This is a genomic window from Xylanibacter rarus (genome assembly GCF_001275135.1).
Taxonomy (GTDB): domain Bacteria; phylum Bacteroidota; class Bacteroidia; order Bacteroidales; family Bacteroidaceae; genus Prevotella; species Prevotella rara.
This window is the reverse complement of the sequence record NZ_LFQU01000012.1, coordinates 20,777-40,531: the sequence shown is the minus strand read 5'-3', so window position 1 is coordinate 40,531 and position 19,755 is coordinate 20,777. Positions and strand designations below refer to the sequence as shown.

16 protein-coding genes and 1 pseudogene are annotated in these 19,755 nt (G+C 37.0%); 2 read left to right on the top strand and 15 right to left on the bottom strand.

The window, feature by feature from the left end; translation table 11 throughout:
* Positions 1 to 2 precede the first annotated feature (2 nt).
* From atpD to ACU52_RS07460, 7 genes and pseudogenes are all read right to left on the bottom strand, one after another.
* Positions 3 to 1,532 (bottom strand): F0F1 ATP synthase subunit beta, encoded by a 1,530-nt coding sequence (gene atpD, locus ACU52_RS07490; RefSeq protein ID WP_053398337.1) that lies wholly within the window; start codon positions 1,530 to 1,532, stop codon positions 3 to 5.
* Positions 1,533 to 1,685: 153 nt separating this feature from the next.
* A pseudogene (pfkA, locus tag ACU52_RS07485) lies at positions 1,686 to 2,661 on the bottom strand (6-phosphofructokinase).
* A gap of 18 nt (positions 2,662 to 2,679) precedes the next feature.
* Positions 2,680 to 4,077: an SLC13 family permease gene (locus ACU52_RS07480; protein ID WP_021854287.1), complete on the bottom strand. Its 1,398-nt coding sequence runs from the start codon at positions 4,075 to 4,077 to the stop codon at positions 2,680 to 2,682.
* 210 nt (positions 4,078 to 4,287) lie between these two features.
* Positions 4,288 to 5,928 carry a dipeptidase gene (locus ACU52_RS07475; RefSeq protein WP_053398336.1) on the bottom strand — a complete coding sequence of 547 codons (1,641 nt, stop codon included), beginning with the start codon at positions 5,926 to 5,928 and terminating at the stop codon, positions 4,288 to 4,290.
* Positions 5,929 to 6,046: 118 nt separating this feature from the next.
* Positions 6,047 to 7,579 carry a M23 family metallopeptidase gene (locus ACU52_RS07470; RefSeq protein WP_147630810.1) on the bottom strand — a complete coding sequence of 511 codons (1,533 nt, stop codon included), beginning with the start codon at positions 7,577 to 7,579 and terminating at the stop codon, positions 6,047 to 6,049.
* Between the two features lie 121 nt (positions 7,580 to 7,700).
* The gene (gene nadC, locus ACU52_RS07465; RefSeq protein ID WP_021854284.1) at positions 7,701 to 8,549 is read right to left on the bottom strand and encodes a carboxylating nicotinate-nucleotide diphosphorylase; all 849 of its coding nucleotides are present in this window, start codon (positions 8,547 to 8,549) and stop codon (positions 7,701 to 7,703) included.
* A gap of 23 nt (positions 8,550 to 8,572) precedes the next feature.
* Complete coding sequence (locus ACU52_RS07460) at positions 8,573 to 9,058, bottom strand: outer membrane beta-barrel protein (RefSeq protein WP_053398334.1); 486 nt, start codon at positions 9,056 to 9,058, stop codon at positions 8,573 to 8,575.
* A 198-nt stretch (positions 9,059 to 9,256) separates the two neighbouring features.
* Between ACU52_RS07460 and ACU52_RS07455 the strand changes: the two genes are divergently transcribed.
* Positions 9,257 to 10,942, top strand: coding sequence for a glycoside hydrolase family 10-like protein (locus ACU52_RS07455; protein ID WP_053398333.1), 1,686 nt, complete (start codon positions 9,257 to 9,259; stop codon positions 10,940 to 10,942).
* Between the two features lie 324 nt (positions 10,943 to 11,266).
* Here the strand turns inward: ACU52_RS07455 and ACU52_RS07450 are convergent, their stop codons facing one another.
* The 8 genes from ACU52_RS07450 to mazG all read right to left on the bottom strand — a co-directional run bounded on the left by ACU52_RS07450 (position 11,267) and on the right by mazG (position 16,938).
* A complete protein-coding gene (locus tag ACU52_RS07450) occupies positions 11,267 to 11,707 on the bottom strand; it encodes a hypothetical protein (RefSeq protein ID WP_239684896.1) in 441 nt (146 codons plus the stop codon).
* Between the two features lie 10 nt (positions 11,708 to 11,717).
* The gene (locus tag ACU52_RS07445) at positions 11,718 to 12,086 is read right to left on the bottom strand and encodes a hypothetical protein (protein WP_021854280.1); all 369 of its coding nucleotides are present in this window, start codon (positions 12,084 to 12,086) and stop codon (positions 11,718 to 11,720) included.
* A 72-nt stretch (positions 12,087 to 12,158) separates the two neighbouring features.
* Complete coding sequence (locus ACU52_RS07440; protein ID WP_053398332.1) at positions 12,159 to 12,704, bottom strand: RNA polymerase sigma factor; 546 nt, start codon at positions 12,702 to 12,704, stop codon at positions 12,159 to 12,161.
* A 1-nt stretch (position 12,705) separates the two neighbouring features.
* Positions 12,706 to 14,109, bottom strand: coding sequence for a L,D-transpeptidase family protein (locus tag ACU52_RS07435; RefSeq protein ID WP_082335205.1), 1,404 nt, complete (start codon positions 14,107 to 14,109; stop codon positions 12,706 to 12,708).
* 139 nt (positions 14,110 to 14,248) lie between these two features.
* The gene (locus ACU52_RS07430; protein WP_021854277.1) at positions 14,249 to 14,560 is read right to left on the bottom strand and encodes a T9SS type A sorting domain-containing protein; all 312 of its coding nucleotides are present in this window, start codon (positions 14,558 to 14,560) and stop codon (positions 14,249 to 14,251) included.
* 74 nt (positions 14,561 to 14,634) lie between these two features.
* Positions 14,635 to 15,549: a ribonuclease Z gene (locus ACU52_RS07425; protein ID WP_021854276.1), complete on the bottom strand. Its 915-nt coding sequence runs from the start codon at positions 15,547 to 15,549 to the stop codon at positions 14,635 to 14,637.
* 30 nt (positions 15,550 to 15,579) lie between these two features.
* Positions 15,580 to 15,987 carry a lipocalin family protein gene (locus tag ACU52_RS07420; protein ID WP_239684895.1) on the bottom strand — a complete coding sequence of 136 codons (408 nt, stop codon included), beginning with the start codon at positions 15,985 to 15,987 and terminating at the stop codon, positions 15,580 to 15,582.
* Between the two features lie 156 nt (positions 15,988 to 16,143).
* Positions 16,144 to 16,938, bottom strand: a complete 795-nt coding sequence (gene mazG, locus ACU52_RS07415) for a nucleoside triphosphate pyrophosphohydrolase (RefSeq protein WP_053398375.1) — start codon at positions 16,936 to 16,938, stop codon at positions 16,144 to 16,146.
* A gap of 105 nt (positions 16,939 to 17,043) precedes the next feature.
* Here mazG and ACU52_RS07410 point away from each other — a divergent pair, with 105 nt between their 5' ends.
* Complete coding sequence (locus ACU52_RS07410; protein WP_053398330.1) at positions 17,044 to 19,680, top strand: valine--tRNA ligase; 2,637 nt, start codon at positions 17,044 to 17,046, stop codon at positions 19,678 to 19,680.
* Positions 19,681 to 19,755 lie beyond the last annotated feature (75 nt).

The window sequence follows — 19,755 nt, the reverse complement described above, 5'->3', positions numbered from 1 at the left end:
TGTTAATTACCTTTAGCAATATCAAGAAGTTTCTTTCCTTTTGCAATAGCGTCATCAATAGTTCCAACATTAAGGAATGCCTGTTCTGGTAAATCATCAACTTCACCATCCAATATAGCATTAAAGCCCTTAATTGTCTCCTCAATTGGCACCATCACACCTGGCAGACCTGTAAATTGCTCAGCAACGGTGAAAGGCTGCGACAAGAAGCGCTGCACACGACGAGCTCTATTAACAGTCAATTTATCCTCATCTGAAAGTTCATCCATACCAAGGATTGCAATAATATCTTGCAGTTCTTTATAATGCTGTAAGATTTCCTTCACTCTCTGTGCGCATTCGTAATGTTCCTTACCAACAATTAGCGGATCCAATATTCTCGAAGTACTACCTAAAGGATCAACTGCAGGATAAATTCCAAGCTCAGCAATCTTTCTACTAAGTTCTGTAGTAGCATCAAGATGAGTAAAAGTTGTTGCTGGTGCAGGGTCAGTCAAGTCATCGGCAGGAACATAAACAGCCTGTACAGAAGTAATACTACCATTTTTGGTTGAAGTAATTCTTTCCTGCATTGTACCCATTTCACTTGCCAATGTCGGCTGATAACCTACGGCAGAAGGCATACGGCCAAGAAGAGCAGACACCTCTGAACCAGCCTGAGTAAACCTGAAGATATTATCAATAAAGAACATAATGTCTGCCGCTTCACCATTCTTTCCGCCATGATCGCGGAATTCCTCTGCAACAGTTAAGCCAGACAAGGCAACAGAAGCACGTGCTCCAGGTGGTTCATTCATCTGTCCATAAACCAATGTTGCTTGAGACTTCTTCAATTCTTCAGGATCTACTAACGACAGGTCCCACTTGCCTTCTTCCATTGCTTTTTTAAACTTCTCACCATATCGAATTACGCCAGACTCAAGCATATCACGAATAAGGTCATTACCCTCACGCGTACGCTCACCAACGCCAGCAAACACCGAATATCCATTATGACCTTTTGCAATGTTATTGATAAGCTCCATAATTAAGACAGTTTTACCGACACCGGCTCCACCAAAAAGTCCAATTTTTCCACCTTTCATATAAGGCTCAAGCAAATCAATAACTTTTATACCAGTTGCAAGCATTTCTTTATGCGTTGACAACTCCTCAAAAGTAGGAGCTTCACGATGAATAGGGTATGCGCCTTTCATATCCAAAGTTTTCATACCATCTATAGGCTGGCCTATAACATTCATCATTCGTCCTTTTATCTGTTCTCCTGCAGGCATCAATATTGGATGACCTGTTGAAACTACTTCCAATCCTCTTTTAAGACCGTCAGTATTATCCATTGCAACACATCTAACAGTATCTTCACCGATATGCTGCTGAACTTCAATAACAAGTTCACGTCCATCTTCGCGTGAAATTGTCAACGCATCATGAATTTTGGGCAACACTTTTTCCGGATCTAAGCCACTTGTATCGAAATAGACATCAATAACAGGACCCACAATCTGAGAAATATGCCCTTTTATTTGTTCCATATAGATTTACTTTATTTTTTATTTTTCATGTATTTTTCTAAACGCAAAATTAATCAATTGTTTTATAACTTACAAAGAAAAGAACAAAAACTTTTTATAATAAGTTCAATTGACATAATATAAAGACATTTTTACAACTTATACGTCAGACTATTATATGCTCAACTCATCTAAGACTGTAATTAATTTTTTATCAAAAGGTTTATCTGACCTTATAGCCTCACTCAATGGGACATAAACGACCTCATTATTTCTTACGCCTATCATAACATTACGCTGACCTTGAATGATAGCATCTATTGCCCCCACCCCAGTTCTACTGGCAAGAATGCGGTCATGAGCGGACGGACGTCCCCCACGCTGCAAATGTCCAAGTATTGAAACTCTAACATCGTAATTAGGGAATTCATTCCGAACTCTGTCAGCATAATACAAGGCTCCACATTTGGGGCTCTCTGAAACGATTACAATACAGCTTTTTTACTTTTCTTATACCTCGTTCCATAAACCTCGCCAATTGGTCAACATCCGTTGAGTCCTCTGGTATTATTGCGGCCTCAGCACCTGAAGCAATAGCACTATTCTGAGCCAAGAATCCTGCATCACGTCCCATTACTTCAATGAAAAAAATTCGTTCATGACTTTGGGCAGTATCCCTTATTCTGTCTACACATTCAACAATTGTATTTAGAGTCGTATCATAGCCAATTGTTGAATCAGTACCATACAAATCATTGTCAATAGTTCCCGGTAATCCTATGCAACATACATCATATTCCTGTGCAAAGACCATTGCTCCGGACAACGAGCCATTTCCGCCTATAACGACAAGCGCATCTATTTCGTTTTTCAACAAATTGTCATATGCCTTTTTACGTCCTTCTGGAGTTTTGAATTCGTCACATCGTGCAGTTTTCAAAATGGTTCCTCCAGACATTATTATACCACTGACATTCTCTGTTGTAAAATCAACAATCTCATTATTAATAAGACCATCATATCCACGATAAATTCCTTTTACCTTAAATCCCTTGCATATACCGGCACGCGTTACAGCACGAATTGCCGCATTCATTCCTGGAGCGTCTCCGCCGGAAGTCAATACACCTATTGTTTTAATTTTAGCCATATCTATATCATTTAAGAATTAACTCAAAATCCACATAATAAACAGACCAAGCAGCCAAGCAGCCATAGCAACTACACCGACTTTTTTAAAATACCATCCAATATGTATATGTTCCATTTTCATCAATGCCAATCCGCTTACAGAACCTATAAGCAATATATTTCCACCCATTGCTGAGGAATAAGCAATTATTTTCCAAAATATTCCGTTCTGAACGAATGAAGACATATAATTCGGATCTGACGAAAATGCCAAATTAGCAATATCACCCACAGAGTAAAGAGATATTATACTCATACATGTAGCAAATGTATCCAAGAAACAACTGATTACCCCAGTGATTACGCCCATTACCCATACATTATGAATATTGGTATCAATAAATTGTGTCAAATTGGACGTTATTCCAGTTTCGTATATAGCTCCTACAGCAAGCATTATTCCCATTACAAAAAGCATAAGCTGAATAACACCATACTGAAGGACCCTTGGCACAGGACGTTGTATCATCTGATCGGCGTTCATTAGCTTGTGGTTAAATATTTCATTTACAATCCATAACACAGATAACACACACAAAGCACCTAGAAAAGGACTTAATTTAGTAATGTTATGGAAAGTAGGTATAAACCACAATCCGCCTATTCCTACAATAAGCATCAATATACGCTGCCAACGATTAAGATTTGTATCATCTCCTCTATAAGGCATTGCAACATATTGTAAGTCTATATGCTCAGGCAAACTTCTACCGAGCCAATAAATCGGTATGACACAAGCAGCCAAGCAAGGTAAAGCCAACGATGCAGAGAAATTTGTTGCAGTAACAATACCATTATTCCACAGAATCAAACCATTCGGATCCCCAATAACAGTTAATGCGCCACCACAATTGGCAGCCAGCACAATTGCGCTGCCATAAATCATGCGCTGCCTACGATTAGGCAACAATTTATGCATGATAACAAGCATCATTGTTGTTGTTGTTAAATTGTCAAGATTTGCAGAAATAACAAATGTGATTATAGCCATCATCCATAAAAGTTTATGGCTATTACGCGTTTTTAATAACTCTGATAAGAAATCGAAACATCCATTATTATTCAAAATCTCAACAATTGACATTGTCGCAAATAAGAAAAGTACTATCTCTGCACCTTTCCCCACATATTTTAGAAATATGTTTTGAGCTATATATTGTTTTACAGCTGTACTGGAAGACGTTGCGCCCCCAAGGAAATCATAATAAGCTTGTTGATGCTGACTCATAACGAAATCAGTTCCATAGCATATATACAACACCCACCCTAATGTACCGATAAACATTGCAATAGCAGCTCGGTTAACATTAGTGACATATCCTGTAGCGATAAGCATATAGCCTATCAATAATATTGAGACTAAAACAAATGCCATAAAAACAATATTAATCAGCTACAAATTTACGAAATAATATTAAAAGCCAAAAATATGACGATAAAAAATATTCGTGTTTAACTAGTTTTTAACCTATACAAAAAGGCATATTGTAATGTCATGCAACAATAAAAATCCCAATACCACAAAATAGTAAAACTATTCAGGTATTGGGACCCACTTGATAAAAATTTATTCAACTTTTACGCACTATTCTTCTGGTACGGCATATCTGTCACCTGAACTTTTCACAATCTCCCTAGCAACATTTTCAGGAAATCCCGGACGTTCAACTGTAGCACCAAGTCCTGTTTCAGTTCTAATGAATCTGCCATCTTCATCTGGCTTTATTGCCATATCATTATATTTCACAATAAGATAAGTCCCTAGCTGTCTCCATCTGTCAATCATCTGTTGAGCTTTATCGATACTATAATCTGTCAAAAAATCAATAGCTAAAGAAGGATTCTCATCATACAAAACCATTGCCTTGCGCTCTATTTCTGCTTGAGCCGAAAAATAACTGGTTTCTAAAGAATCTCTCACAGACTTTAGAGAACCAAACATTAATGAATAACGTGGATATACCATATTACTAACCCAGTTACAAACCCAAAAAGCATTCTTCATGCTGAATGTAACAGCATCCGCACCTTTAGTATTATAACACTCTGGCTGTGAAGTATTTCCACAATATATTGGTGTATAAGCAACCATATTACCATCATCATTGCCAAACCAAAGCACACCACCGATTTGTCTTGGAAGCCATGATCTTAATTGAGCAACATAAGAAAATGCTGTTTGTTGTGTTGACGTCGGACGTTCATTAAAATATTCCTTACCATCAACTTTATAGGTTAGAGGCGTTGGTCTATAAGGCATATTCCATACACCTTGACCCGGGTCTTTATCTAAAGAGAACGGAGTTCCTTCATAATGATCTCTCATGCATTCCTGTATATCTTGAACACTAACCTTGCGATTAGGCTTTATCCACAAAGGCATCGGTTCGGCATCTTTAACTTTTCCTTCTGCATAAGGCAAATAACGTTCCATATCTGTCGAGAAGTGGTTAAAAAAGCTCCACACACGAGCCTCGCAGAACCGTCTTCCAGAAAAATCAGGATAAGCATAAGCTTCACAAAAACTAAAATCTGCATCTTTACCACTAAACCATCCTTTTTCTCTTGCAAATGTTATGCAATCTTTTGAAAACATCACATTCTTTTTATCCTTTTGATTAAATGTACGAATACGGCTCTGATTTGCATGAGCACATATAGCATCATCAGGAATTCTAACAGCAACCCATACAGTCCCCTTGCGTCCAGGTCCCTTTCCTATCATCTCCATTATCCAGGCTTCGTTTGGATCACATATTGTAAAAGTTTCTCCGCCAGAACAATATCCATATTTATCGGTTAATGTAGTCATAACTTTTATTGCTTCTCGTGCGGTTTTTGAACGCTGTAAAGCTATATATATCAGAGAGCCATAATCTAAAATACCTGTTGTATCAACAAGTTCCTCTCTTCCACCAAAAGTCGTTTCACCTATCGAAACTTGATATTCATTAATGTTTCCAATAACATTATAGGTTACCTCTGCTTCGGGTATCTGTCCGTGATAAACATTTGTATCCCAATCATAAATTTTACGTACAGAACCCTTCTCGTGTTTCCCGGCAGGATAATGACACAAGCCGATGAACAATCCATAGTCATCAGCGTTATATGAACATATCACCGATCCATCAGCACTAGCTTTCTTGCCTACAATAAAATTGGTACAAGCCCAAGAGCTAAAATAACTAACTAACAAAAAAACTACTAAAACTATCCTTTTCATAAGCGATATAATTATTAATACTTAAAATTTTCCATTATGATTCTTTGGTTATCAAGTTTATCTGCAGCAATAATTTTAAGCATATGCATGCCTCCTGTACGTAAGACAGGAGCATTCTTCAAATTACATACATATATATTATTTTTTCTTTGTACTCTAAAAGAACAAACTTACCATCTACAAATCCCTTAATATATTTTAATCCACTACCAGAGTCTGATGCTTGAACACGTATATTACCTGAAGTTCCAGATACCGACACATGAGGCGGAACATCATCGTAACAGATTTCATACTCAGCACCTAATTCTCTTATCTTAGTTATGACCCAGCCATCCTTATAAGTTCCACCCATGTATTTATCTATGCCAAAATGACTTACGACGTATAACTTATCCGTATCTTTAACAGGTTTATTCAATTTAATCTTTATTGTTGCCCATCCAAAGATAGGATATGATTTATTATAGAATCGCCATGAGTCTGATAATGATTCTGGTTGAAACTTTACATTAGGGTGCAATTCAACATTATCAGGCAAGGTCCCTTTTGGAAGTAACAAGCTTACCCCCGGACGTTGCAGATGATTAAATCTTTCATAACTCATCAAATTTATCAAATCCGGTTTTCTCTTTTTGGGAATCTGCTGTTTTACACCTTTTACAACAAAAGAATAATCATAAGAATTACCAAAAACATCAGATATTGTATAAACAAATTTATAATCACGCTCCTGATCAATATTTATTATTCCACTATTATTCAAAGCATGAAGTATCGGCAAGCTATTTCCCGGTTCCTTAAACGACTTCATATACCATACATGCGTCCGGCAATAGTGATCATAATCCCCCCAAGAGTTAACCATCCTATTACAACGAACCGGTATGCTGTCTATGTCACTCTCAAAAACCAATTTTCCATCAACGGTTAACCGGGTATTCCTGATTCCAAGTATTCCATAACTCCCTTCCATGTAATCATTCGCCCATATACCAAATCCGACCTCTCCCCAAGCTGTAAATACACGCGACAACGAAGAAGATGCAAAACCATAAGACTGCTTTTGGACCGATCCGCAAAAGACACCTTTACCTTCAATAGGATAAGCCATAAACGCATGTGCAATAGGCCTTGTCTTATCTACGACATACTCTTTCAAGTACTGCAATGGATCAAGATAACTCCATGTTTTTGTATCATGAAATTCAAGATGCAAATGCGGAGCACGACTTGCTCCGGAATTTCCGCTAACAGCAATAAGTTGTCCTCTGGCAACAGGAAAGTCTGTAGGCTTTAATCTCACATCAACAAAATAGCTTTGGTTTAGATATTGCCATTTCTGCACAATAGCACCAAGCTGCGGTATAAACTTTTTTAAATGACAATATACACTTGTCTTACCACCAGGATGGTTCACATAAACTGCATACCCAAAGCCATCAAGCCCAACAGTTATTCTACTAACATAACCATCAGCTACAGAAAATATCGGTTTGCCTTCAACCTGCTCTGTCCTGATGTCTATTCCACCATGAAAATGATTTGGACGCGGCTCACCAAAGTTGCCGGCCAATGAAATTGGATAATTCACGGGAGAACTAAAACTCGTAATTGCAGCAAGAATCAAAGATGAAAACAAACTAAACATTTTCTAAAAACAAAGTTTAAAAACAAATTATAAACATATTTACATACTGAAAGACGTTCTATAGAATGCACTATTAGGGTCAAAAGAGAACGTTTATCAGTATGTAAATATAATTAATCTATTAACAAGCTTTAAAGCTCATATCAAGACACTTAACAGAATGGGTCAATGCCCCGACAGAAACGAAATCGACACCGCATTCAGCATAACTCCTTATCGTATCAAAAGTAATACCTCCACTTGATTCCGTCTCATATTTTCCATTTATCATTTTAACAGCTTTACGCGTATCATCTACAGAAAAATTATCCAACATGATTCTGTCTATACCGCCATGATCAAGCACTTGCTGCAATTCGTCAAAATTACGTACTTCTATCTCAATTTTTAAATCAAGCGAATTTGCTTTCAAATAATCATGACATCTGTCTATTGCGTTATTTATTCCACCGGCAAAATCTACGTGATTATCCTTCAGAAGAATCATGTCAAACAATCCTATACGGTGATTCACTCCTCCACCTATCTTCACAGCCTGCTTTTCGAGCATACGCATACCAGGAGTTGTTTTTCTTGTATCCAAGACATGTGTTTTTGTTCCTTTAAGCAACTCAACATACTTATTTGTGGTTGTTGCTATACCGCTCATTCTTTGCATTATGTTCAGCATGAGACGTTCTGTTTGCAACAAAGATCGTACCTTTCCAGACACAATCATTGCAATATCGCCCTTCTTTACATGAGAGCCATCTTCGATAAGCACTTGCACCTCAAGAGAAGGATCAAATCTTGCAAATACCCTTTTTGCCACTTCCACACCTGCCAGAATACCATCCTCCTTAATAAGCAAATGTGACTTACCCATGGCACTTTCCGGAATACAACACAATGTAGTGTGGTCACCATCACCGATATCCTCGGCAAAAGACAGATCAATAAGTCTGTCTTCTAATTCATCAACTGAATACATATTAAAAAATTTTATTCAAAGTTCTATAAATAAACACCTACGCCTATACGTAAACCGATTTTAGAAAAATCAGAGTGATTCTTAAACGACTGGTCGTAATATACGGCAGGTTCAATCGTTACTGTTCTATTTAAGAAGAACGCATATCCGACTTCTATACCCGGCATCAAATCGTTGTAATTATGATTTGCATGTATCAATTTTGCATTAACACCAAGATACAATCCATTTTGAACTATATAATAGCGTCCTCCAATGCCTATAGAATAAGAATTTGCGACATCATCATTTCCACTATGCTGTATACCAGCCTGAGCTGTTATCATCCAGTCGTCAGCCAAAAGATATCCACCTTTTAAATCAAGACCGATATTAAAATTTTCTGCTCCGCTATAACTAAGATCCAGTCCTGTAAGAGATGCACCAACATAATACTTACCTTGCTCAAACTGAGAATATCCAGAAAGAGCAAACGCCATAAAGGCTATCAACATTACAATTTTTTTCATATATACATTGTTTATTTTTTAGTATCAACGAATATAGAATTAATGAACTGATATAAAACACTATATAAAATTTTACTTTCATACAAATGTATGTTTTTATCATTTTCATTATTCCCTATCATATGCAAAAGTACATATTTAATTTGAAAAACAAAAAAATAATATAACTTTGCATCATAATCGATTTACAAATATCAAATGAAAATTTCAATCAAGCAATCATTCCTCAATATAGTAATCATATTGTTATTTATATGCTTTTCAGAAACATGCAATTCCCAAAGCTTTGTTTTCAGGCAACATCCCAAATACGAGGTCAGGGCCGTGTGGCTTACAACAATAGGCGGACTTGACTGGCCACACAGCTATGCGCAAACGGAAACATCAATAATAAAGCAAAAGAAAGAATTAATTGACATACTTGACAAGCTGAAAAAGGCAAATATTAATACTATATTATTCCAGACAAGAATAAGAGGCACGGTTATTTATCCTTCATCCATAGAGCCTTGGGACGGATGCTGTTCCGGCTTTCCTGGCAAATCCCCCGGATATGACCCGTTGGAATTTGCAATAGCAGAATGCCATAAAAGAGGTATGGAACTGCATGCATGGATAGTTACAATTCCTGTAGGAAAATGGAACGGAATAGGCTGTAGAACATTACGCAATAAATATCCCAACTTAGTAATCAAAAACGGTGGAGAAGGATTTATAGACCCTTCAAATATTTTGGCTGCTCAATATATATCAGATATTTGTAAAGAAATCTCCGACAATTACGATATAGACGGAATACATCTTGATTATATAAGATATCCCGAAAAATGGAAATTGGAGATACCACTTTCTAAAGCAAGAAAAAATATTACAAACATTGTAAAAGAGATTTACAACAAAGTAAAAAGTACAAAACCATGGGTGAAACTAAGCTGTGCCCCAATTGGCAAATACGATGATCTCACCAGATATTCCAGCCGTGGATGGAGTGCATATAAAAAAGGATGCCAGGATGCCCAAAGCTGGATCAAACAAGGCCTAATGGATCAGCTTTATCCCATGATGTACTTTCGCGGAAATCAATTCTATCCTTTTGCCATAGACTGGAAAGAAAATTGCAATAACAGGACAATAATACCAGGATTGGGCATTTATTTTCTAGACACCTCCGAAGGTAATTGGAATATAGATGAGATTAAGCGTCAAATGTATGTTACGAGAAGTCATGGCATGGGCTATGCCTTCTTTAGGAACAAATTCTTTTATGATAATACCAAAGGGCTGTATTCATTCACAAAAGATGAATTCAATCTATATCCTGCTTTAACTCCTCCAATGGAATGGGCAAAAGCTCCGGTGCCACAATCACCACAAAATTTATCTGTAAAAGTTACAGATAAAAATGAAATTATAACATGGGATAAATCAGATAACAATTATGGCGGCATTATGTATAATGTTTACGTCAGTAAGAAATATCCTGTTGATATAAATGACAGCAGGAACATCTTGGCGACAAGGATAAAAGATAACTATATTGCAATTGAAACAGACTCAAAATGCGACCTCTTTTATGCGGTTACTAGTATAGACCGTTATGGCAATGAAAGCCTTCCCACACAGCAAAAACAGTCTGACAAATCTGCAATCACAGACAAATTTATTAAAAATGACGGCAAGAAACTTTTATTACCAGACAAAGGGAAAACCTTAGATAGCGAATACGTTATAGTAAAAAGTCTGGCAGGTAATATAATTTCAATACATCCATACAAAGGCAAATATGCAGATATAAGCAATCTTGAGAATGGGTGTTACATTCTATTATCATTAAATAAAAAAGACATAGCACATAGATTAGGATACTTTATGATTAAAAGATAACACTTCGAATGGATGTTGTTTATTCCTATACGCTTTTGTTTGTTCCACAAAAGCGTGGTCAGTAAAAATTTTAACATCAAATATTCATTTAAAATAACTCAATGAGTTTTATGCAAAAACTCATTGAGTTATAACTAAAAACCCATTGATTTTCATTAATGAAACCAATGGGTTTATAAGTCTATAATTCGACATTAAATTAATTATATTTATTATAACATTACCACAAGAAATATAAAATCATCAAGTTATATTTATAATCAGACAAACAACAATATTATTATTGGATAATATATAAAACTACAAAACAAAGTTTCGTTATTATCACTTTTTCTTATGCCTCATTTTATCTGCAGCCCGTTTAAAGATCTGCCGATGGAAACGCTCTTCTGCTTTCACAATGTCATAGACTTTGCCCGCAGGTAATATCTGCATAAATTTTTCATGATAAGTTTTCTGAAGTTGTTTTATTTCAATTTCACACTTATCACGCTTCATAAGATTCTTTTTACATTCAGCATCCGTTGTCGGCTTTATTCGTTTTAATTTTTTAAGTTCATCATGAATTGACCGCTGCTTACGTAACATTTCCGAATAAAGCGGAAAGAATTCTGAAGCCTCTTTTGGAGACAAGCCCGCCTTTCGTGTGATATACTGCTCTAATTCTGCTTGAAAACGTTCTGGTGTAAAATGTCTATTCTTATTCTGTGCATCTGATATATTAAATGCTAATATAAAGAATAAACAAATTATAAATCTTCTCATTTTATTATTATCATTCATTTTCCACATAAGAATAAATGTCATCATTATCAAGCATGGCATAATCTGAAATTTCGTCTAAAATATAATCAGCATAAACTGAAGATGACATATTTTCTGATATATTGTCTGCGTGATTCTGATAAGATTCTTTTTCTAAACTATTAAAATATATTGTTCCGGAAACTAGAAGAACCGCAGCAAAACATGCGGCCCACTTCAAAGGACGCATAAACGCTTTTATTGCAGGGCGCTTATTAGGTACGGCTGGCTCAACCACGTTCTGCATCAGACTCTTCTCCAAAGAATCAAAATAGCCTTCAGGAACTTTAAATGGCCGCTGGCTGCCAAATTTTTGTTTAAGCAATTGTTCTTCTTTCATAATAAATAATTATTATTCTTTTATTCTATGACGGAACTTCCCATTAAAAGTTTAATTGCCTGTCAAAAAAAGTCATTCATGTAGATGAAAATAATCCGAAATCTTTTTTACTGCAATATGATACGAGGCCTTCAACGCGCCTTCTGAGGTGTTGAGAATTTCACTGATTTCACTATATTTCATATTATCGAAATATTTCAAATTGAAAACCGTCCTCTGTACATCAGGCAATGTCGCAACAGCCTCTAACAATAATGCATGTGCCTCATCACCATCAAAATACTCATCAGCCATAAGAGTCTTTGAAACCGACGGTGACTCTGAAATATCTATAGTTGAATTATTTTTATTTTTACGCAAATAATCTAAAGCCTCATTTATGGCAATACTGCACAGCCACGTAAATAACTTTGATTTTTTATGAAAAGAATCAATATTATTCCATGCTTTAAGAAACGTATTTTGCAACACATCATTAGCGTCGTCATGACATAGAACAATATAACGTATCTTCCAATACAATCGTTCACCATATAACTTTACGATTGCATCAAAAGCTTTACGCCTTGTAGTTTCAGAGGCCAGCATCCTGCATATTAAATCTTCACTTAATGCCATATTATTCAATAAACGGAGACAATTTCTCTATCAGGACATCGTCATAGCCATAAACATCATCATAATAGCATAATTGTCCACAAATGCCATCATAAACTGTATAATAGGTAATATATAATGGTATTGGCGGATTTACATTCAAAGTATTTACGAGACGTTTTCTGTCTATATTTCTCTTCTTCAACGAATCTACATCATTAATAAAATCAACAGACATTGAATACTGTAATCTGTCTTCCATCTCCTCTGCACGTTCGCCTAATAAGAATAAAGCCAGTTCCAGAGGACGCTCTACTCTAACACAACCATGGCTCACAGCTCTTTGGGTGCGCTTGAACGCCCATGGTGCAGAGGTGTCATGAAGAAAGACAGAAAAATTATTATCAAATCTGAAAATAATACGCCCTAAAGAGTTCTTTTTACCTCCAGCCTGAACAATATATTGATCATTTGACATTATTCTATCATATGAGACCTGCTCAGGAGCCAACTTACCCTTTTCTCTGTCCAAAACAAACATCCCCATTTTATGCATATAAGAATAATTATGCAAAAATCCTTTGGAAATGCTTTTAGGAACAATCCATTGCGGATTTACATCCATGCGCTTAATCCAGCTGGTAAGTATCGGAGTCTTGAAATTAATCTCGCCACAACATACCTTCATTGTTTGCGATTTTTCACCGTCAAAAGCGTATAATTCAAATGAAGGAATATTCACGACTATATATTTATTGTGCAAATCTGTATTAGGCATTCCACGCAAACGCCATCGACACCGTTCGATATTACACAATATTCTTAACCGTTCAGATTTGGTTAAATTCGGATTATCCAACTCTTTCAACAACTTACCGACCAAACGTCCTTTAGGAAGGGTTGTATGCCAGAACTCAGCTACGCTGTCATTCAAAATATGGCTGATGGCTCTAAAATAGAATTTTTTGTCCGGGCGTAAGACTTTTAAATCACACAATTGTCTGAATCGTGTTGTCAAAGAATCCACCTGATACTCTTCCAAACTATTATATAAATAATCAGGATTAACAAAGCCAAAATACTGTCCTGCAGAATATCTTAAAAAGGCTTTTGTCAGGTTGTACTCTAAACGAGCCAAAATTCGGTTTAGATTATCATTTGAAGACTCTATGTCTAAACTACGTGCCAAGTAAAGATCCTTTTCTATTTTAGAGACACGAAAAGCGTCTTTGCTCAATCCATAATAATCAATGCCCTTAAGAAGATTCAAAAGAGTATCTGCACGGTCATATATACCATAACGGTTTATCCACAAAAACGGTTGTTGCTCTTTATAATATTTATTTACAAACCCATCCATGGGCAATGCGACTCCGTCTTCACTTGCAATTTTGGATATATGTTCACGTATATCAACTATGTCCAAAGAATACTTTTCATCCCGTAAGTCTGAAAATGTATCTAAATTAATATTTTTGTCATGATTATTTGTCGCGTCATGACAAGATGACACGAGCAGACACAAAAGTATAAGGTAAAATAACTTTAACAAAACAGACAAAATACTACTTAACCGAAATCTTCCTTACGACTTTACCAACTTTAACAATATAACAGCCTTTAGGCAAATTCAAATCGTAATATCTATCTGAACCATCAACTTTTATGGACATTATTTTTACTCCGGCAACATTGTATATATACAACATCTGTCCATTGGCTCCAACAACGCGAATTGACGATGAATTAACAGAGATTGAAACGCTCTGACTTTCAACATCAATTATCTCTATTGCCGAATTGGAATTGGCAACAGAAGGAGTTGCGACAGACAACAGCAACACTGCAGACAGAATAAAAAGTAAGTTTCTTAACATAAAAGCTTCTTTTTTATTACCGCAAAGATAAAATATTTTTACGATATAACAAAATATTATACGGTTTTTTTTACTTACACATCAAAAACAGCCATTTCATTCGCTAAATCTGTATTCGGGAAGAGTTCTTGAGCTTCCTTTAGAATAACATCTTCATTTTCATAGCGCGCAGAAAAATGTCCGACAACAAGTCTTTTAACCTTTGCCTTCAATGCCACCATGGCCGCTTGTCTTGCCGTACTATGATAATATAACTTTGCCCTATTCTCGTTTTCACTACAATAAGTTGCCTCATGATACAGCAAATCCACATTTTCCACCATCCTGTATAGTTCCGGCATGTATCTGGTGTCTGAACAATACGCATATGATCTTGGCGGATCCGCAGGGAAGGTAAGATAAGAATTTGGAATTACGTCGCCGTCAGCAGTTATCCAGTCTGCCCCATTTTTTATGTTATTACGCTGGCATTCAGGTATGCCATAAAAGTCTATCATATCGCGTCTTATATGCGGTAAGGTCGGTTTCTCACGGAATAAATATCCGCAACACGCTACACGATGTTCTAGAGGTATAGAGCTAACCGTAAGACTTTTATCCTCATATATCACATCATTACGCTTCGTATCTACCACATGAAATACAACTTCATATTCCAATCCATTACAGAACAGGTCCAGTTGCTGCTGCAATATAGGGAAAAAGTCTTTAGGCGCAAATACATGCAAAGGACTTATACGGCCAAGCATACCCAGCGTAGAAATCAGGCCGATAAGACCGAAACAATGATCTCCGTGCAGATGACTTATAAAGATGGCAGAAAGTTTATTGAAATTAATACGTGAACGCCTTAATTGCACTTGTGTTCCTTCACCACAATCAACCATAAACATCTTATCACGGACAAGAACAACCTGCGAAGAAGCATTATGCTTCAACGTAGGCAAAGCACTGCCGCATCCTAATATATAGACTTTAAATGGCTGCATGTATTTTATATATTACACAAGATACACAAACTATTTAGCCTCTTTCGACAGACGTTTATAGCCATAGATTCCTTCTGTATTCTCCAGATAAAGTGAATCTGCACCCAAAGAATAGATGTCAAATGTATCTGACGATAAAATCAGCTTACCATTTAATATCTTCCATTCTGTATACGGCTTCGGCTCCTTCATACTACCTTCAACGACTCCGCCCTCACAAATTTCAAAACTCTTGTCAAGGCTGACCCATTTACCCAATAGAGACGTAAGGTTAATTACCTTTTCTGCAAAAAGTCCTTCCTCACTTTTCGGCCCCGATATCACTGCCAGCCGGTCACCAACAAACAATCCTCCTTGAACGTTTGAGCACGTATCAAGTCCCTCCAATGTATATGTCAAGGTGTCTCCCTTATCTGTAATCAGTTCAAGTGTGTGCATTGCAGTACCTTCACCACATTTGCCATACACGGTAGTGTCTGCTATTTCGTTATCAGAAACATTCTCAACTACAGCCTTTGCATTTTTTTATTGTCACATCCTATCGCTACAATGCAGCACAACAAGAATGCCAAACTAAGTTTACTCATAATTGTATTATTTATTCGTTTTTTCTTCTTTTTTAGCTTCATTCCATAGTTCATCCATTTCAGCCAAAGTCATCTCAGTCAATGGTTTACCAACTTTTATAGAATGATTTTCTATATAGTTAAAACGCCAGATAAACTTCTGATTTGTATGTTCAAGAGCCGTATCAGGATTTAAATGATAAAGACGTGCTGCATTTATGACACTAAACAAGAAATCACCCAACTCTTTTTCAGAAGCTTCATTATCATCCTTACGCAATTCTGCTTCAAGCTCAGAAAGTTCTTCTCTAACTTTAGCCCAGACATCGCCCTTATCTTGCCAGTCAAAACCGACATTACGAGCTTTATCCTGTATGCGATAAGCTTTGATAAGTGAAGGCAGTGCAGCCGGCACACCGGAAAGAACACTCTTATTACCATCCTTTTCCTTTAACTTTATCTGTTCCCAGTTCTCCAAAACCTTATCTACTGTATCAGCTTTCACATTACCATAGACATGCGGATGTCTGAAAATAAGCTTATCAGCCTGCATGTTACATACATCAGCAATGTCAAAATCTCTTGTCTCGCTGCCTATAAGTGCATAAAAACAAACATGCATAAAGACATCTCCAAGTTCTTTGCATATATTTTTCTTGTCGTCTTTCATCAAGGCGTCACACAATTCAAACACCTCTTCTATCGTATTTGGCCTAAGGCTCTCATTTGTTTGCTTTTTATCCCACGGACATTTTTCACGTAACGTATCAAGTACATCCAATAAACGTCCAAATGCTTCAAGTTTTTCTTCCTTTGTATGCATAATATGTATTTTAGTTATGCAAATGTAGATATTTTCCACGAATATTTTGTACATTTGCAACGTTTTTTATTGAATTAGGCAAAATAAATAAAAATAAGATAAGAAATGGAACTTGCAAGTAAGTACGACCCAAAAGATGTAGAGTCAAAATGGTATCAATATTGGCTTGACAATAAGCTTTTCAGCAGTAAACCTGACGGAAGAGAGCCTTACACCATAGTTATTCCTCCACCTAATGTAACGGGAGTGCTCCATATGGGACACATGCTCAACAATACTATTCAGGACATCTTGGTAAGACGTGCCAGAATGGAAGGCAAAAATGCCTGCTGGGTGCCGGGAACAGACCATGCATCTATTGCTACAGAAGCAAAAGTTGTAAACAAGTTGGCACAGGAAGGCATAAAGAAGACCGACTTGACACGCGACGATTTTCTTAAGCATGCATGGGACTGGACAAATGAGCACGGCGGAATAATCTTAAAGCAGTTAAGAAAACTTGGTGCAAGCTGCGATTGGGACAGAACAGCATTCACCATGGACGAAAAACGCTCCAAAGGAGTGATAAAGGTATTCTGCGATTTGTATAACAAAGGACTTATCTATCGTGGAGTACGAATGGTGAACTGGGATCCTAAAGCCCAGACCGCCCTTAGCGACGAGGAAGTTATTTATAAGGACGAACACAGCAAACTATATTACCTTAGATACAAGGTTGTTGAAGAACCTGAAAAATATGCCATTGTTGCAACTACACGTCCTGAAACAATCATGGGCGATACAGCTATGTGCATAAACCCTGACGACCCGAAGAACACATGGTTAAAAGGAAAACACGTAATCGTTCCTTTAGTAAATCGTCAGATACCAGTCATCGAAGACAGCTATGTTGATATAGAATTTGGAACAGGTTGTCTGAAAGTTACACCGGCACACGACATAAATGACCATGCATTAGGTCTGAAACACAATTTGGAATCGATCGATATCTTTAACGATAACGGAACAATATCTGAAGCAGCCGGTCTGTATGTCGGCATGGACAGAATGGATGTCAGAGTTCAAATTGAAAAAGATCTTAAAGAAGCCGGTCTGCTTGAAAAGGTTGAAGACTATAACAACAAAGTTGGCTTCTCTGAAAGAACTAATGTACCAATAGAGCCAAAACTCTCAACACAGTGGTTCCTGAAAATGCAACACTTTGCAGATATGGCACTTCCACCGGTTATGAATGATGAAATTAAATTCTATCCAGCAAAATATAAGAACATTTATCGCCATTGGATTGAAAACATTAAAGACTGGTGCATAAGCCGCCAGCTATGGTGGGGACATCGCATTCCAGCATATTACCTACCTAACAATGGCGGATTTGTTGTTGCAGAAACTCCGGAGGAAGCACTTACTATGGCCAAGGAAAAAAGCGGCAACAACGATCTGACCATAGATGACCTGAAACAGGATGAGGACTGCCTTGACACATGGTTCTCATCATGGCTGTGGCCCATATCTGTTTTCAACGGCATCAACGATCCTGACAACGAAGAAATAAAATATTATTATCCTACTTCAGATCTTGTTACCGCACCTGATATCATTTTCTTCTGGGTTGCTCGCATGATAATGGCCGGATATGAATATAAAGGAACATTCCCGTTTAAGCATGTGTACTTCACAGGTATTGTACGTGACAAGCTTGGCCGTAAAATGAGCAAGAGTTTAGGCAACAGCCCTGATCCTATAGAACTTATCGACAAGTTCGGAGCCGATGGCGTTCGTATGGGAATGATGTTGTCAGCACCTGCCGGCAACGACATTCTCTTTGATGAGAGTCTATGTGAACAGGGAAGAAACTTCAATAATAAGATATGGAACGCATTCCGTCTAATTAAGGGATGGGAAGTTTCAGACGCTGAACAGCCCACATCAAACAAGACTGCCGTAAAATGGTTTGAGGCCAAACTTAAAATCACTAACGACGAAGTAAATGACCTGTTTAAGAAATATCGCATATCTGAGGCATTAATGGCCGTTTACCGTCTCTTCTGGGATGAGTTCTCAAGTTGGTATCTCGAGATGATAAAGCCTAACTACGGCACACCTATCGACCGCAGTACATACGACATGACACTGAAGTTCTTTAATGAGCTTTTGAAGATGCTACATCCGTTCATGCCGTTCATAACAGAAGAATTATGGCAACATATATATGAACGCAAAGAAGGTGAAAGCATTATGCGTGATTGTCTGTCAATTCCGGCCTCAACAAAAGAAGATGAGAATTTGGTAGCAGACATTGAAAATGTTAAACAGATAATCAGCAACATCAGAACAATAAGAAATCAAAAGAACATATCACCCAAAGAGGAACTTGAACTGCAGGCTATCGGTGAAAATAAATATGCCGCATATGACGATATTACAATAAAGATGGCAAACTTAAAGTCCATAAATATTGCGGAGGGCAAGTCTGCCGACACAATACAGTTTATGGTCGGCACTGATGAATATGCAGTACCTGTAGGTGATCTTATTGATGTTGAAGCAGAGATTGAAAAGCAGGAAGCACAACTAAAGCATCTGGAAGGTTTCCTTGCAGGTGTGATGAAAAAGCTTTCAAACGAAAAATTTGTTGCTCATGCCCCTGAAGCTGTTGTAGCATTAGAAAGAAAGAAACAGCATGACTCTGAAGAAAAGATAGCAATGCTGAAAGAATCACTTGCAAAATTAAGAAACAAGTAATATAACTAAAACCAGAAATGCTCGAGAGTATTTCTGGTTTTTATTTTAATGATATTGGTTTCAATTGCCATAAGC